Raw genomic sequence first — 14530 nt, forward strand, 5'->3', positions numbered from 1 at the left:
CTGCTGGTGTGTTTCGCCGCTCAGGCCGGACTCCGCGCAGCCGAACTCCAATGCCTCCGCTTTCGGCACGTGCGACTCGACCTCGGACACGTCAAAGTTCGCCAGACCATCCGCCGCGTCAACGGGCAGTGGACGGTCGGCACGGTCCGCGCGGGAGAGGTGCCGCTGCTGTCGCGCTCGCCCATTGCAGAGTTGCGAAAGTACGTTCTGGCGCACCCGCGCTCAGGCGACCCGGACGCCCTGTTCTGGCCGGCCGGGTCAAACGGGTCACGGCGACCGGACTACACACGACCGATCGACAGCGGGGCTACTATCTCGTCCCCGCAGCACGACGCCTCGGCGTCGCCGACCATATGCGACTGCACGATCTGCGGCACACGTTCGCGAGCCTCATGCTCGCGGCGGGCTTCAAGACCTACGAGGTGAGCCGGTGGATGTGTCACGCCTTCGGCGCCACCACTGATGGCCTCTACGTCCACCTGTACCCAGTCGACTACGACGCGCAGATCGCGCGGTTCGAGGCCTTCGTCACCGAGGCCTAACGACCTGATGCGGCGTGCTTCGGCAGTGATTGAAACGTGTCCGACTGGACAGCTGCACCACTAGTAAGCGCAAACAGGTAGCGCGGGGGCCTAAAATGCCTTGATTCCAGTCTCAAAACGAGTCCAACACAAGCATGTTTGCTTTGCTTCAAGCGTGGTAAAAGCAGCAGTTATCTCGACTGTCCCGGTTATATAGGGTTCTAGGGCTATGGAACATTGCGCTTCTACCACGCTTCTCCTACGTCAGAATCGACTGGCGTGATAGAATGGAAGGGTGTACCAATCCGAAGGAGGCCACATGGCTACCAGCACAGATGAAGAAGAGCCGTTGGGCGCGCGTCGTAAGGCGCGGCTGAGCCAGGCGGACGTCCCTAGTTACTCGATCACCGAGGCGTTGCGCGTCCCGAACGCACTGCGTGACGAGTACGGAAAGCAGGCAACGCGGCCCCTCATGGTCGCCGCTGCACTCAACATGTCTCCGACCGGGGGCACGTTCCGCATGATCACCGGTGCTGCCGTTGCTTACGGGCTCACGGACGGGGCCGCGCAAGGTGAGACGATCGGCCTGACCGGACTAGGTCGCAGAGCCGTAGCGCCGACGTCTGAAGGTGACGACCGAGCGGCGCTTCGCGAGGCCGTGCTTCAGCCGCGCGTCGTGCGTCAGTTCCTCGAGAAGTACGACAGCAGCAAAGTGCCTTCTCGTGCGATCGCTCTGAACGTGCTGGAAGACATGGAGGTGCCGGGCGACGTCACCGAGCGAGCGCTCGACATGATCTTGGAGAACGCTCGCGTCGCCGGATTTATCCAGGAGATCAACGGCCAGGAGTACGTGAATCTCGACGGCACCAGGGGCGGCACGTCCCTCGCGGCCATCGCTGACCTCCAAGACATCGCGATTTCGGGCGCTGACTCGGGTTCGAGCGACGCGGTACCTAGCGGGCTCACGCCCCCCCCGATGCCGATCGTTCCTGCTGCCACGGTTGTCGTGCAGGCTAACAGCCTCGCGACCAACAAGCGCGTGTTCGTGAGCCACGGCAAGAACTCAGACATCGTCAACCAGATCAAGGAGTTGTTGACGTTCGGAGGTTTTGAGCCCATCGTCTCGATCGAGAAGGAGTCGGTGTCGAAACCGGTGCCCGACAAGGTGATGGACGACATGCGCTCCTGTGGCGCGGGCATCGTGCACGTCGGTTCGGAGAGTCGCCTGTCGGACCCCGACGGTAAAGAAGTCAAGGTTCTGAACGAGAACGTTCTGATCGAAATCGGCGGGGCCATGGCCCTGTACAAGCGCAACTTCATCCTTCTGGTGGAGAAGGGCGTCACGTTGCCTTCCAACCTGCAGGGGCTCTACGAGGTGCGCTACGACGGCGACAAACTCGACTACGAGGCGACGATGAAACTGCTCAAGGCGTTCAACGATTTCAAACTGGCCTCCACCGAGGAGTGACCAGTCCGCCCACGCAGAGGAAAGGAGGTGATGAACATGGCAAGCAAGTCCTCGAAGTCCACGGGCCGCGCGCGTAGCGCGATCACGGGACGCTACGTGAAGATGACCACGGCCGCACGCAATCCGCGTACGACCGTGGTCGAGAAGCCCACCAAGCGCTCTGGAAAGTAACTGATGGTGAGCAGCAAGGGCGGGGACTCGGCCTCATGGCTGGGTTCCCGTTCTCTATTTCAAGCCTACCTCGGTCGCTTCGACGTCTGCCGTTCGGGTCTATCTTGTCTCCATGAGCAAGCCACGCGCGGTGAAGCCCGGAGTCGAGATTTCGGCTTGGTCCGATCAGAAGTGGGTCCGCGGAATCAGCCACATCGGCGCGGTGAGCGAGGTCGCGACAGCCTGGGATGCGGCAGTGCATGTGTGGGTTGACCTGGCCCTCAGCGACGACCGCTACATCATCGACGCGACTCTGCGAACCAATGCCAGCCCGCCGCTTGAAGAAATGGCTCTCCGGCTCGGTGACGCGATCCACTGCTTCCGCAGCGCGCTCGACTCCCTCGCGTGGTCTCTCTGCCACCTCGACGGCGCAGCACCGGCCGAGTCGACCAAGGTCTATTTCCCCTGCACGCCAACCGAGGCGAAATGGAAGAACGCGGCGAAGGCGCTCGATTCGATGCCGGAGGAGTTCCGAGAGCGCATCCATCAGATGCAGCCATTCAACACCGGACCCGGAAGCCCGCTTCAGTTGCTCGTGGACCTGAGCAACCAGGACAAGCACCGGGGCATGATTACCGGGCGGGCGAACCCCTCAACGTTTCAGATCGGCGTACACACGGGGGGCGCGACCGGAGCCCGAAACGGGATCACGAACGGGCTACGTGTGGACTTCCTGAATCCTGAGATGAAGTTGGGCGACGGCGTTCCCTTCGCGCGCGTTGAGACGAGCGTGCCCGTTGACCTCGTTCACGAACGCGAGCCGGTCGGGTTGGCGTACTTCGTCACCGTGGGCGACCTGGAGTACCCGCTGGGTGACGTTCAGTTGGGCCTGATCCAGTTACAGCAGGTCATGATCTTCGTGCGTGAGGGGCACTTCCCCGCTCAGCCTCCCGCAGCAGCGCCTTCTGCGTGACGCGGGTTTTCGCGGGGTTTTCGAAATCACCCTGTCGAGCGGTGCGGAACAACCCGGCCTTCGACCAGTGGTTTCTTGTGAGGGGATGACGAGAATCGAACTCGCATCATCAGTTTGGAAGACTGAGGCTTTACCACTAAGCTACATCCCCGCGAGTGTCAGCCAGAGGCCCACAACGCGCTGCAATCCTAATGCATGAAGTGCGCTTCGATCCTCAGCGCTGCGGCCCGCCTCGCAGAACTCGGCTAGACTTGCCGAGGCCAATTTCTGTGCGCGTGCGCGTCATCCGATTCCCTGGCCGGCATCCTTCGTACGGGGCGTAGCTCAGCTTGGCTAGAGCGCCCGCTTTGGGAGCGGGAGGTCGCAGGTTCAAATCCTGTCGCCCCGACAGACGTCCCAGATCCAGCATCCCAGCACCACCAACCAGGAGAAATCGAAACCGTGAAGACCACCGTCGACCGCCTGAGCCCCACGCGCGTGAAGCTGACCATCTCGGTCACCCCCGAGGAGCTCAAGCCGAGCGTCGACCACGCCTACAAGCACATCGCCGAGCAGGTCAACATTCCCGGCTTCCGCAAGGGCAAGGTTCCTGCGCCGATCATCGACCAGCGCATCGGTCGCGACGAGGTGCTCAACCACGCCGTCAACGACGGTCTCGACCGCTTCTATCGGCAGGCCGCGGATGAGGCCAAGGTTCGCCCGCTCGGACGTCCGGCCGCCGACATCGTCGAGCTGCCCAACGTCAAGGACTTCAGCGGCGACCTGCTCATCACCGTCGAGGTCGATGTGCGCCCCGAATTCGCTCTCCCGAAGCTCGACGGCCTGAAGCTCACGGTCGACGCCGTCGAGGTGACGGATGCCGAGGTCGAGGAGGAGCTGCAGGGCCTGCTCAGCCGTTTCGGCACGCTCGTCACCGTCGACCGGCCGGCCGCGACCGGCGACTTCGTGCAGATCGACCTCGTTGCGACCATCGGCGGCGAGGAGGTCGACACGGCGAGCGGCATCTCCTACGAGGTGGGCAGCGGCGAGCTCATCGAAGGCATCGACGAAGCCCTCGACGGACTGAGCGCCGGCGAGGACACCACCTTCGAGGCACCGCTCATGGGTGGGGACCACGAGGGGGAGGCCGCGCAGATCGCCGTCAGCCTCACGGCCGTCAAGGAGCGCGAGGTTCCCCCCGCCGACGACGACTTCGCCCAGATCGCCAGCCAATTCGACACGATCGACGAACTCAAGGCGGACATCCGCGAGCAGGTCGGCCGCTCCAAGACCTTCGGGCAGGGCGCCCAGGCACGCGACCAGATCGTCGACAAGCTCCTCGAGTCGGTCGAGATCCCCGTGCCGCCGCAGCTCGTCGAAGACGAGGTGCACCGCCACCTCGAGAACGAGAACCGCCTCGAAGACGACGAGCACCGCGCCGAGGTCACCGTGTCGAGCGAGAAGACGTTCCGCAGCCAGATCCTGCTCGACGCGATCGTCGAGGCCGAAGAGGTCAAGGTCAGCCAGGACGAGCTCACCCAGTACCTCGTGCAGGGCGCGGCCCAGTACCAGATGGAGCCGGGCGAGTTCATCAAGATTCTCGACGAGAACGGCCAGATCCCCGGCATGATCGGCGAGGTCGCCCGCGGCAAGGCTCTCGCGACCGTGCTCTCCAAGGCGACCGTCACCGACACGAACGGCAAGGAAGTCGACCTCTCGGCGTTCACGGCATCCGCCACCGCCGAGGGCGGCGACTTCGTCGAGGCGAGCGCAGGAACCGGGTCCGGCGACCACGATGGCCACGACCACGGCGGCGCCAAGGACAGTCACGGACGCAAGCCCGGCCACGAGCACTACGGGCACGACCACAAGTAGGCCGCGCGCGTTCTTGTCGGGCGCGGGTCAATAGTCACCCGCGTGTAATGAAATCACCCGCGCGACGAGTCGCGCGAGGCACCGCGGCGCTCTGCCGAGGGCGAACATGCCAGATCGCGTCGGCGCGCTCCGATAGATTCGACTCACAGCGACAACGGAAACGGAGCTCGACAGCATGGCCCAACCGGCACTGGTCAGCAGCATCTTCGACCAACTCCTCCAGGACCGCATCATCTGGCTTGGCTCAGAGGTGCGCGACGACAACGCGAACGAGATCTGCGCGAAGATCCTGCTGCTCGCTGCGGAGGACTCCAAGCGCGACATCTACCTCTACGTCAACTCGCCAGGCGGTTCGATCACCGCGGGCATGGCGATCTACGACACCATGAAGTTCGTCCCCAACGACATCGTCACGGTCGGTATTGGCATGGCCGCCTCGATGGGGCAGTTCCTGCTCTCCTCCGGCACGAAGGGCAAGCGCTACATCACGCCCAACGCGCGCGTGCTCCTGCACCAGCCTTCGGGTGGTTTCGGTGGCACCGCAGCGGACATCCAGACCCAGGCGAAGGTCATCCTCGACATGAAGAAGCGGATGGCGGAACTCACGGCCGAGCAGACCGGCAAGTCGGTCGACCAGATCATCGAAGACGGCGACCGGGACAACTGGTTCACGGCCCAGGAGGCTCTCGAGTACGGGTTTGTCGACCACCTGCGCGAGTTCGCGACGGATGTCATTGGCGGCGGCGGCACGGACGACTCGGGCAACTCCGGCGACTCGGCGAAGAAGTAGGGACACGACAGATGGAATTCACCAACCCTTCGATGTACTCAGGGCGACAGGCGGCGGGCGGCATCGCCAGCCCCGGCGCGGAGTCGCGCTACATCCTCCCCAGCTTCGAGGAGCGCACCGCCTACGGCTACAAGCGGCAGGACCCCTACGCGAAGCTCTTCGAGGACCGCATCGTGTTCCTCGGGGTGCAGATCGACGACGCCTCCGCGGATGACGTCATGGCACAGCTTCTCGTGCTCGAGAGCCAGGACCCCGACCGCGACATCGTCATGTACATCAACTCGCCCGGTGGCTCCTTCACCGCGATGACGGCCATCTACGACACGATGCAGTACATCCGGCCGCAGATCCAGACCGTGTGCCTCGGCCAGGCGGCCTCCGCCGCAGCCGTGCTGCTCGCGGCCGGTGCGCCGGGCAAGCGGCTCGCACTTCCGAACGCGCGCATCCTCATCCACCAGCCGGCGACCGGGGATGCCGGCCACGGCCAGGCCTCCGACATCGAGATCCAGGCGAGGGAGATCCAGCGGATGCGCACCTGGCTCGAGGAGACCATCTCCAGCCACTCGAACCGCACCCCCGAGCAGGTCAACAAGGACATCGACCGCGACAACATCCTGAGCGCGGCCGAGGCCCTCGAGTACGGGCTCATCGACCAGGTGCTCACGAGCCGGAAGACCACGCCCGCGGCGATCGCCGCGAAGTAGGTCGGATCTCGGGTCGAGCTTGCCGAGATACGGTCTCGACAAGCTCGACCGGAGAAGGTGCGCTCGACCGGAGAAGGTGCGCTCGACCCGCATCGCGAGCTACTGGGTCGGCGGTGTCTTGCGCGGCCTGAGCAGCAGAAGCGTCGCGACGACAGCGATCGCCACGGCGAGGACTCCGCCGCCGATCCACAGGGCATTCGTCACGGAGTCGTCCGCGGCGCCTCCGGCATCCGGCGGCGTGACTCCGGGCTCGGAAGCCGCAGGCTCCGGCTCGGTCGCCTCGCCGCACACCGGCGGCGACATCGTTCCCACGGTCGATGTCTCGGCACCCGCCGCCGGCTCCCAGCTGTAGGGGATCTCGCCGGAGACGGTGTGGCCGTCCGCCGAGATCACCTGCCAGGTGAGCGTGTAGTCGCCGGCCGGGCCGGCCGCCGCCGTCATCGAGACCGATGGCCCGCTCACGGTGACGCATCCGTCGCCGTAGTAGAGACCGTCGGGGCCGACGACCTGCATGACGAATCCGCCGCCCGCCCCACCGAGGTCGAGGAGGTTGTCGTTCGTCGTGACGATGAACTCGTCCGGCAGGGTCGTGAGCACCTCGTTCTCACTTGGTGTCGACGACAGGTAGAAGTTGTGCGCGAACGCGGGCGAGGCCGCGGCCAGGACGGCCACGGTCGCCACGAAACCGGCTAGCGCGATCTGGCGTGTGAGGTTCCGCACGGCTCAGCTCACCTCCTTCCGGCGTAGGCCGGCGATCGCGACGACGACGCCGATCGCCCCGAGCACGAGTCCGCCGACCCCGAGACCACGAGCCACGGCATCCGCGCTCGACTCACCGGCATCGGCCGATCCGGCCTGGTCGCCGTGATGGTCGCCTGTCGGCGCGTCGCCCACGTAGAGGACGGGCGCCGGATGCTCGGCGTCCTCCCCGGTCTCTGCCCACGAGACGACGGTGCCGTCGCTGTAGGTCTGAAGCGTGGTGAACGTCACGGAGCCGACATCCGGCACCGGGCCGAGAGAGACGGGGAACACCTGGAGCTGCCCGGTCGCGATCTCGTGGCCGGGGTCGGCGGTCCAGACGATCGAGGTGACCGCCTCGGTGATGGTGTTCTCGCCGACCGTGACCGGGGTGGGCAGGGCCTCGCGGATGAGCTCCGCGGTCCACCCGGTGACCGGCACGTAGCTCACGCTCGAGAACGGCGTGTCGGTCGGCAGTGTGACCTCGAGCTTCGTCGTGACGGCGGTCGCCGACTCGTTCGGCACCTTGAAGTCGATGAGCGCGTACGACCCCGGGGATGCCGTATCGGGGCTCACACTCACGTGGGCGGATGCTGCCGCCGGAGCGGCGAGAGCGAGCATGAGTGCGGCGCCGGCGGCCGCGACGATATGGAGTTTCTTCATGGGAATCCTTTCCGCCGTGCCGCGGCACGGGGTTCGACAATGCACGGCTTCGTCCGTGCGCGATCTGGTGGCTGCGCAGTGGCGCAGGAGAGTGTCAGGCGAGCCGGGCCGACGGCGGACCGCGGTGGCGCAGCTCGGCGAATTCGAGTCGGCGGACACGGGGGTGTTCGGCGTGGATGCGCGTGGCCGTGAGCCGCACGCGGGCCGACTCCGCGACGGGCTCCGGCATCCGGGCCAGCAGGCCGAGGACGATGGTGCGTGCGAATCCGGCGATCGTCGCGGCCGACCGCTCACCGTAGGCGAGCGCGAGGAAGGTGATGACAGCGGCGGCGAGGTGCGCGAGCCACATGTCGCCGGTCGTGTGGGAATGGCCGGTGAGCGGCGCGAGGAGGGTCAGGGCTCCGTGGTCGTGACCCGTCGTCGGTGCGCCCACCGGAGGGATGGTCGTCGGCGCCGCGGATGCCGCCCCGCTGAGCGCGCTGAACACGCCGTGGAACATGGCCTGGCTGGCCGCGATCGAGGCAGCCAGGCGCATCCGGGGCCACCGTCTGCCGGCGAGGGCGATGCACACGAGCCAGGAGAACGCGAGGCACAGGGCGAGTCCGGCGGTGCCGGGAAGCGGTCCGCCGGCGACCAGGTGCGAGAAGGCTGCGACGAAGGTCGAGACGAGGGCCGCGAGGGTTCCGCGGGCGACTCGTGTCCACCGTGTCATGGTTCTGCCCCGGACTTCCTCTCGCGAACGACCCTTCCAGTCTAGGCGGCGCGCCGGGGCCCCAAACGGTCACGTTGCAGCGACTGTCACCGCGCCGGGTTAGGCTCGTATCTGCACCGGATTCTGTAGTCGGGGTCCGTGCACAGAGTTTCGTGCGATGGCCCACAGCGTTGCGGGTCCACACCAGGAGGAGGCGAGCATGGCACGCATTGGCGAGAGCGCCGACCTGCTCAAGTGTTCATTCTGCGGTAAGAGCCAGAAACAGGTTCAACAGCTCATCGCGGGGCCCGGCGTGTACATCTGCGACGAATGCGTCGAGTTGTGCAACGAGATCATCGAGGAGCGTCTCGCCGAGTCGGGCGAGGAGGCGGCGAGCGAGTTCGAGCTGCCGAAGCCGAAGGAGATCTTCGCCTTCCTTGAGGAATACGTCATCGGGCAGGAGCAGGCCAAGCGTGCCCTCTCCGTCGCCGTCTACAACCACTACAAGCGCGTCCGCGCCGAGAAGACGATCATGCCGGCCGAAGCGGTCGCCGACGATGTCGAGATCGCCAAGTCCAACATCCTGCTCATCGGCCCGACCGGATGCGGCAAGACCTATCTCGCCCAGACTCTCGCTCGCCGGCTGAATGTGCCCTTCGCAGTGGCGGATGCGACGGCGCTCACCGAGGCCGGCTACGTCGGCGAGGATGTCGAGAACATCCTGCTCAAGCTCATCCAGGCGGCCGACTACGACGTCAAGCGCGCCGAGACGGGCATCATCTACATCGACGAGATCGACAAGATCGCCCGCAAGGCCGAGAACCCGTCGATCACGCGCGACGTGTCGGGGGAGGGCGTGCAGCAGGCGCTGCTCAAGATCCTGGAGGGCACCGTCGCGTCGGTTCCTCCGCAGGGCGGGCGCAAGCATCCGCACCAGGAGTTCATCCAGATCGACACGACGAACGTGCTGTTCATCGTCGCCGGCGCCTTCGCGGGGCTCGAGGAGATCATCTCGCACCGGGCGGGCAAGAAGGGCATCGGCTTCGGCGCCCCGCTGCACAGCAAGGGCGACGACATCAACCTGTTCAGCGAGGTGCTCCCGGAGGACCTCCACAAGTTCGGACTCATCCCGGAGTTCATCGGCCGTCTCCCCGTCGTCGCGACGGTCACGCCGCTCGACCAGGTCGCGCTCATGGAGATCCTGACCGTCCCGAAGAACGCGCTCATGCGCCAGTACCAGCGGATGTTCGAGATCGACGGCGTGAAGCTCGAGTTCGAGGCGGATGCCCTCGAGGCGATCGCCGACCTTGCGGTGCTGCGCCAGAGTGGTGCCCGCGGCCTGCGTGCGATCATGGAGGAGGTGCTCGGGCCGATCATGTTCGAGGTGCCATCCAACACGGATGTCGACCGTGTGATCGTCACGAAGCAATCCGTCATCGACAACGCTGCCCCGACGATCGTCCCGCGCAAGCCCGAGCGTCGCGAGAAGTCCGCGTAGAAGTCGCCCGTTCCCTGAGGAGCGCGCGGCGCAGAGCAATGAGGACCATTTCTGATCCTCATGCGTCGCCGGCGCTGACCGGCGTCTCGCCGGTCAGGTAGCGGGCGTCACGACGGGAGCCGTCCGTGATGCCCCCTCGTCGCAGTGCGTCGCGCGCTCCTCGGGCAACGGTGGCTTCCCACAAACTCGTCCTTGACATTCTTCGCGACTTACTTCTAAGGTTCCTTTAGTTCTAAACAAAGTTGTTCCCGAACCAAGGACCCCCATGGCGACTCGCTCGACCGGCCGCACCGACGTCACTCGGTCCGCGATCCTCGCGCGTCTCGGTGCGCAGGGCCCCGCGTCCCGCGCCGACCTCGCGCGAGCTCTCGACGTGAGTCCCGCCCTCATCACGCAGCTCGTCAAGGAACTCATCGCGGATGGCCTGGTCGATGAGCGGGAGCACTCGCCGTCGCAGGGCGGACGCCCCGCCAGACGGCTCGGCCTCGTCTCGTCAGCCGGCCACGCGGTCGGACTCAAGATCGCACCCGATCACCTCGCCTTCGTCGAGGTCGAGCTCGATGGAACCGTCATCCGCTCGGCGCAGGAACCCTTCGACGCGTCGTCGGCCACTCTCCTCGAGGGCCTCGGCAATGCTGTAGAGGGCTTCATCGATGGCGGCAGCGGCGTACCGATCCTGGGTATCGGCGTCGCGATCCCCGGCACCGTCGACGCCCAGGGCAGCGGCATCGTCGACTCCTACCAGCTGGACTGGAACGACATGCCGATCGGCCCGACGCTGCGCCGGATGCTCGGACTTCCGGTGCTCGTCGAGAACAACGTCAACGCGCTCGCCATGGCGGAACGGCTCTTCGGCATCGGCCGCAACCACGCCACATTCCTCACCCTCACGATCGGTACCGGCGTCGGCCTCGGGCTCGTCATGGATGGCGTCGTTCTTCGTGGCGGCTCGGGGGGAGCCGGTGAGATCGGTCACGTCCCGCTCGTGGCGGACGGCATCCTCTGCAGCTGCGGGAACCACGGATGCCTCGAGACCGTGATCGGCCAGGCAAGCCTCGAGCGGCGGGCGCGCGATGCGGGGGTCATCCCCCCGCGCGCCGGGATCGCCGCGCTCACGCGGGCGGCCGACGATGGCGACGCGCGCGCGCAGGCGATCTTCAGCGAGGCGGGCCAGGTCCTCGCCCGCGTGCTTGCCGGCGTCGTGCAGGTCTTCGATCCCGAGTCCGTCATCGTTCTCGGTGAGGGAACCGCCGCCTGGAAGCATTGGGCGTCGGGCTTCGAGCCCGAGTTCCGGGCCACCCTCCTTCCCTCGCGTCGCGGCGTTCCCGTGGAGATCGAGACCTGGACGGACGAGAGCTGGGCGCAGGGTGCCGCAGCTCTCGTGCTCTCGACCCCGTTCGATGCGGTGGGTCTTGCCGGCGAGCAGGGGCGTCTTGTGAGATCCAGGCTCTCTGTCGTGCCGAAGCCGGGGGTGCAGAGCCATGGTCGGTGATCGCGGATGGAAGAAGGTCGGCCTGGTGGCGCTGTTCCTCCTGCCTGCCCTGATCCCGCTCCTGGTCTTCCGCATCTTCCCGATGCTCGCCTCGCTCTGGGTGAGCATGACCAAGTGGAATCTCCTCCGGCCGCCGGAGTACCTCGGGATCGACAACTATGTCGAGGTGCTCACGGATGCCAAGTTCCACAAGGCGCTCCTCAACACCCTCTATTACATGGTGGGCTATCTCCCGCTCGTGCTCGTGGGGGCGATCGCCATCGCCGTGCTCCTGAACAGCAAGCTCAAGGGTGCGACCTTCTTCCGGGGCATCTACTTCCTGCCCGTCGTCACGAGCTGGGTCGTCGTGGCGCTCCTGTGGAAGTGGCTCCTGAGCCCGCAGGGCGGGATGGTCAACTACGTGCTCGGGCTCGTGGGGATCGACGGGCCGGGATGGTGGACCGATCCGAACTGGGCGATGCCCTCGATCATCATCGCCTCGGTGTGGAAGGACCTCGGCTTCAACATGCTGATCCTGCTGGCCGGGCTCCAGAGCATCCCCGACCACCTCTACGAGGCCGCCACGATCGACGGGGCGACCCGCTGGGAGAAACTGCGGTACGTCACCCTTCCGCTGCTGACCCCCTCGATCCTGTTCGCGATGATCCTTGCGATGATCGGGGCATTCCAGGTCTTCGATCAGGTCTGGGTCATGACGGAAGGCGGCCCGGCCGGTGCCACGACGGTCGTCATGGAGCAGGTCGTCAAGAACGCCTTCAAGTACGGACTCATGGGGGAGGCCTCCGCGATGAGCTGGGTGCTCTTCGCGATCATCCTCCTGTTCACGGTCTTCCAGCTGAGATTCCAGAAGCGGTGGGTGCACTATGGGGACTGAATCGAAGGCCGCGGTCTGGACGCGTACGATCGTCATCGCCGCAGGCGGGCTCGTCTTCCTCTTCCCCTTCGTGTGGATGGTCTCGACCTCGCTCACGACGACGGGCGAACTGTTCAAGCTGCCGCCGCAGCTCATCCCCAACCCGGTGGACGGCGCGGCCTACGAGCGGTTGTTCACCGAGGTCCCGATCCTCCGCTGGGTCCTCAACAGCGTCGGGGTCTCCCTCGCCGTCACCTTCCTCCAGGTGCTCAGCAGTGCGATGGCCGCCTACGCCTTCACCCGGTTGACCTTCCGAGGGCGCAACGCGATCTTCGTCCTCTTCCTCGCAACCCTCATGGTCCCCTTCCAGGTCATGGTGGTTCCCCTCTTCATCGAGTTGAGGTACATGGGGATGCTCGACTCCTACTGGGGCCTCATCATCCCTGAGATGGCGATGCCGTTCGGGGTCTTCCTGCTGCGCCAGGCCTTCCTCGGTCTCCCGCGCGAGCTGGAGGAGGCCGCCTTCATGGATGGCGCCGGCCACATCCGCAACTTCTTCACCCTCGTGCTGCCGCTCTCGAAGCCGGCGATCGCGACGGTCGCCGTCTTCTCCTTCATGGGCTCCTGGAACAACTTCCTGTGGCCCCTCATCATCATCAACTCCCCGGACTTGATGACGCTGCCCCTTGGTCTCTCCAGCCTCTCCAGCCGGTTCGTCACCGACTGGAACCTCGTGCTGGCGGGAGCGACGATCTCCGTTCTGCCGATCGTCGCTGTATTTCTGTTTGCGCAACGCTACGTCCTCCAAGGCGTTGCCATGTCGGGGCTCAAAGGCTGAGCCCTTCATCGAGAGAGGAACAACCGCAATCATGCACATCACCAAACCCGCAGCTCGCTGGCGGATGGCGGGAGTCGGCATTCTCGCGACCACCGCACTGCTGCTCGCCGGATGCTCGGCCGGTCCCGCGGAAAGCGACGGCCCGGTCACCATCGAGTTCTTCAACTTCACCGCCGGTGCCGATCACGAAGCCCAGCTCCAGAGGATCGTCGACGCATTCGAGGATGAGAACCCGAACATCACCGTCAAGGTGCAGAACGCTCCCTATGAGGACTACTTCACCTCGCTCAAGACCAGGATCGCCGGAAACACAGCACCGGACACGTTCGAGTTGAACTACGAGAACTTCGTGTCCTTCGCCTCCTCCGGTGCACTGCTGGACCTGGAGACCGCCGCTCCCGACGCGATCGACAAGAGCGTCTATTTCCCGAAGGCCTACGACGCCTTCAACTTCGACGGAGTGCAGCTCGGACTTCCCGAGAGCTTCTCCGTCGTCGTCCTCATCTACAACAAGGACCTATTTGACGCGGCTGGGCTCGATTACCCGACCGCCGACTGGACCTGGGCGGACGAGAAGGCTGCTGCGGAGAAGCTCACGGATGCGGGCGCCGGAATCTTCGGCGAGTACCAGCCCGTGCAGTTCTTCGAGTTCTACAAGTCCCTTGCGCAGAGCGGTGGCGAGTTCTTCAACGCCGATATGACCGAGGCGACCTTCAACAGTGAGGCCGGCATCGCGGCGGCGCACCACCTCGTCGACAAGGTCGGCAACACCATGCCGAACGAGGCCCAGATGGGCGGCATCGGCGATGACGTGCTCTTCCAGCAGGGCAAGATCGCGATGTGGCACAACGGGATCTGGCAGTTCAACAACCTGCTCGACATCCCGAGCAAGTGGGACGTCGTCGTCGAGCCGGGCAACACCCAGCACGCATCCCACTTCTTCGCCAACGCCGGTGTCGCGTCCGCGAGCACCAAGCACCCGGTCGAGTCGGCCAAGTGGCTGCAGTACCTCGCCTCGTCGGACCTCACGGTGGACATCCGGCTCAACGAGGACTGGGAGCTCCCCGCGGTGGCCGACAAGGCACTGCTCGAGCCCTACCTGTCGATCACGCCTCCGGAGAACCGCCAGGCGGTGTTCGACTCCCTGGACGCGGTCGTCGTGCCACCGGTCATCGAGCGCCAGCAGGAGTTGCAGGACATTGTGACCCTGTACCTGCAGAAGGCTGTGCTCGGTGAGCTGTCGGTCGAAGACGCGCTGGACCAGGCCGTCGAAGAAGTCAACGCGCTGCTCTAGAGA

Annotated in this window: 16 protein-coding genes and 2 tRNA genes; 13 read left to right on the forward strand and 5 right to left on the reverse strand. The window is 65.5% G+C overall.

All coding sequences use genetic code 11. From position 1 onward, the window contains the following. Positions 1-50 precede the first annotated feature (50 nt). The 4 genes from ABD678_RS08260 to ABD678_RS08275 all read left to right on the forward strand — a co-directional run bounded on the left by ABD678_RS08260 (position 51) and on the right by ABD678_RS08275 (position 3112). Complete coding sequence (locus ABD678_RS08260; protein WP_344757126.1) at positions 51-542, forward strand: tyrosine-type recombinase/integrase; 492 nt, start codon at positions 51-53, stop codon at positions 540-542. Positions 543-840: 298 nt separating this feature from the next. Continuing rightward, positions 841-1989 carry a TIR domain-containing protein gene (locus ABD678_RS08265; RefSeq protein WP_344755581.1) on the forward strand — a complete coding sequence of 383 codons (1149 nt, stop codon included), beginning with the start codon at positions 841-843 and terminating at the stop codon, positions 1987-1989. A gap of 36 nt (positions 1990-2025) precedes the next feature. Beyond that, positions 2026-2160, forward strand: coding sequence for a hypothetical protein (locus tag ABD678_RS08270; protein WP_344755583.1), 135 nt, complete (start codon positions 2026-2028; stop codon positions 2158-2160). A 130-nt stretch (positions 2161-2290) separates the two neighbouring features. Further along, positions 2291-3112, forward strand: a complete 822-nt coding sequence (locus ABD678_RS08275; protein WP_344755585.1) for a hypothetical protein — start codon at positions 2291-2293, stop codon at positions 3110-3112. An 80-nt stretch (positions 3113-3192) separates the two neighbouring features. Here the strand turns inward: ABD678_RS08275 and ABD678_RS08280 are convergent. Continuing rightward, positions 3193-3263, reverse strand: a tRNA-Gly gene (locus tag ABD678_RS08280). Positions 3264-3425: 162 nt separating this feature from the next. Here ABD678_RS08280 and ABD678_RS08285 point away from each other — a divergent pair. The 4 genes from ABD678_RS08285 (at position 3426) to ABD678_RS08300 (ending at position 6460) form a co-directional block, all read left to right on the forward strand. Next, positions 3426-3500 (forward strand) — tRNA-Pro (locus ABD678_RS08285). A 53-nt stretch (positions 3501-3553) separates the two neighbouring features. Further along, positions 3554-4966: a trigger factor gene (gene tig, locus ABD678_RS08290; RefSeq protein ID WP_344755587.1), complete on the forward strand. Its 1413-nt coding sequence runs from the start codon at positions 3554-3556 to the stop codon at positions 4964-4966. 175 nt (positions 4967-5141) lie between these two features. Beyond that, entirely contained in the window at positions 5142-5756 is a 615-nt protein-coding gene (locus ABD678_RS08295) for an ATP-dependent Clp protease proteolytic subunit (RefSeq protein WP_344755589.1), read from the forward strand. 32 nt (positions 5757-5788) lie between these two features. Continuing rightward, positions 5789-6460 carry an ATP-dependent Clp protease proteolytic subunit gene (locus ABD678_RS08300; protein WP_344757128.1) on the forward strand — a complete coding sequence of 224 codons (672 nt, stop codon included), beginning with the start codon at positions 5789-5791 and terminating at the stop codon, positions 6458-6460. 99 nt (positions 6461-6559) lie between these two features. On the opposite strand, the gene ABD678_RS08305 is transcribed toward ABD678_RS08300, so the two are convergent. The 3 genes from ABD678_RS08305 to ABD678_RS08315 all read right to left on the reverse strand — a co-directional run bounded on the left by ABD678_RS08305 (position 6560) and on the right by ABD678_RS08315 (position 8573). Continuing rightward, the gene (locus tag ABD678_RS08305) at positions 6560-7180 is read right to left on the reverse strand and encodes a copper resistance CopC family protein (RefSeq protein ID WP_344755591.1); all 621 of its coding nucleotides are present in this window, start codon (positions 7178-7180) and stop codon (positions 6560-6562) included. A 3-nt stretch (positions 7181-7183) separates the two neighbouring features. Then, a complete protein-coding gene (locus ABD678_RS08310) occupies positions 7184-7861 on the reverse strand; it encodes a YcnI family copper-binding membrane protein (protein WP_344755593.1) in 678 nt (225 codons plus the stop codon). A gap of 94 nt (positions 7862-7955) precedes the next feature. Next, positions 7956-8573, reverse strand: a complete 618-nt coding sequence (locus ABD678_RS08315) for a hypothetical protein (RefSeq protein WP_344755595.1) — start codon at positions 8571-8573, stop codon at positions 7956-7958. A 199-nt stretch (positions 8574-8772) separates the two neighbouring features. On the opposite strand from ABD678_RS08315, the gene clpX reads away from it, so the two are divergent. Then, positions 8773-10050: an ATP-dependent Clp protease ATP-binding subunit ClpX gene (gene clpX, locus ABD678_RS08320; protein ID WP_344755597.1), complete on the forward strand. Its 1278-nt coding sequence runs from the start codon at positions 8773-8775 to the stop codon at positions 10048-10050. A 58-nt stretch (positions 10051-10108) separates the two neighbouring features. Here the strand turns inward: clpX and ABD678_RS08325 are convergent, their stop codons facing one another. Continuing rightward, positions 10109-10249 (reverse strand): hypothetical protein, encoded by a 141-nt coding sequence (locus tag ABD678_RS08325; protein ID WP_344755599.1) that lies wholly within the window; start codon positions 10247-10249, stop codon positions 10109-10111. A gap of 66 nt (positions 10250-10315) precedes the next feature. Here ABD678_RS08325 and ABD678_RS08330 point away from each other — a divergent pair, with 66 nt between their 5' ends. Genes ABD678_RS08330 through ABD678_RS08345 form a run of 4 tightly spaced genes read left to right on the forward strand, consistent with a single transcriptional unit; the run spans position 10316 to position 14527 of the window. Beyond that, on the forward strand, positions 10316-11542 hold the full coding sequence (locus ABD678_RS08330) for an ROK family transcriptional regulator (RefSeq protein WP_344755601.1): 1227 nt from the start codon (positions 10316-10318) through the stop codon (positions 11540-11542). Further along, complete coding sequence (locus ABD678_RS08335; protein WP_344755603.1) at positions 11532-12416, forward strand: carbohydrate ABC transporter permease; 885 nt, start codon at positions 11532-11534, stop codon at positions 12414-12416. The genes ABD678_RS08330 and ABD678_RS08335 overlap by 11 nt, the downstream gene beginning before the upstream one ends. Next, positions 12406-13233: a carbohydrate ABC transporter permease gene (locus tag ABD678_RS08340; protein ID WP_344755605.1), complete on the forward strand. Its 828-nt coding sequence runs from the start codon at positions 12406-12408 to the stop codon at positions 13231-13233. Before ABD678_RS08335 ends, ABD678_RS08340 begins: the two co-directional genes overlap by 11 nt. A gap of 31 nt (positions 13234-13264) precedes the next feature. Beyond that, entirely contained in the window at positions 13265-14527 is a 1263-nt protein-coding gene (locus ABD678_RS08345; protein WP_344755607.1) for an ABC transporter substrate-binding protein, read from the forward strand. The last annotated feature ends 3 nt before the right edge of the window (positions 14528-14530 follow it).

Origin of the sequence: Leifsonella bigeumensis (assembly GCF_039537265.1) — a bacterium.
GTDB lineage: Bacteria > Actinomycetota > Actinomycetes > Actinomycetales > Microbacteriaceae > Terrimesophilobacter > Terrimesophilobacter bigeumensis.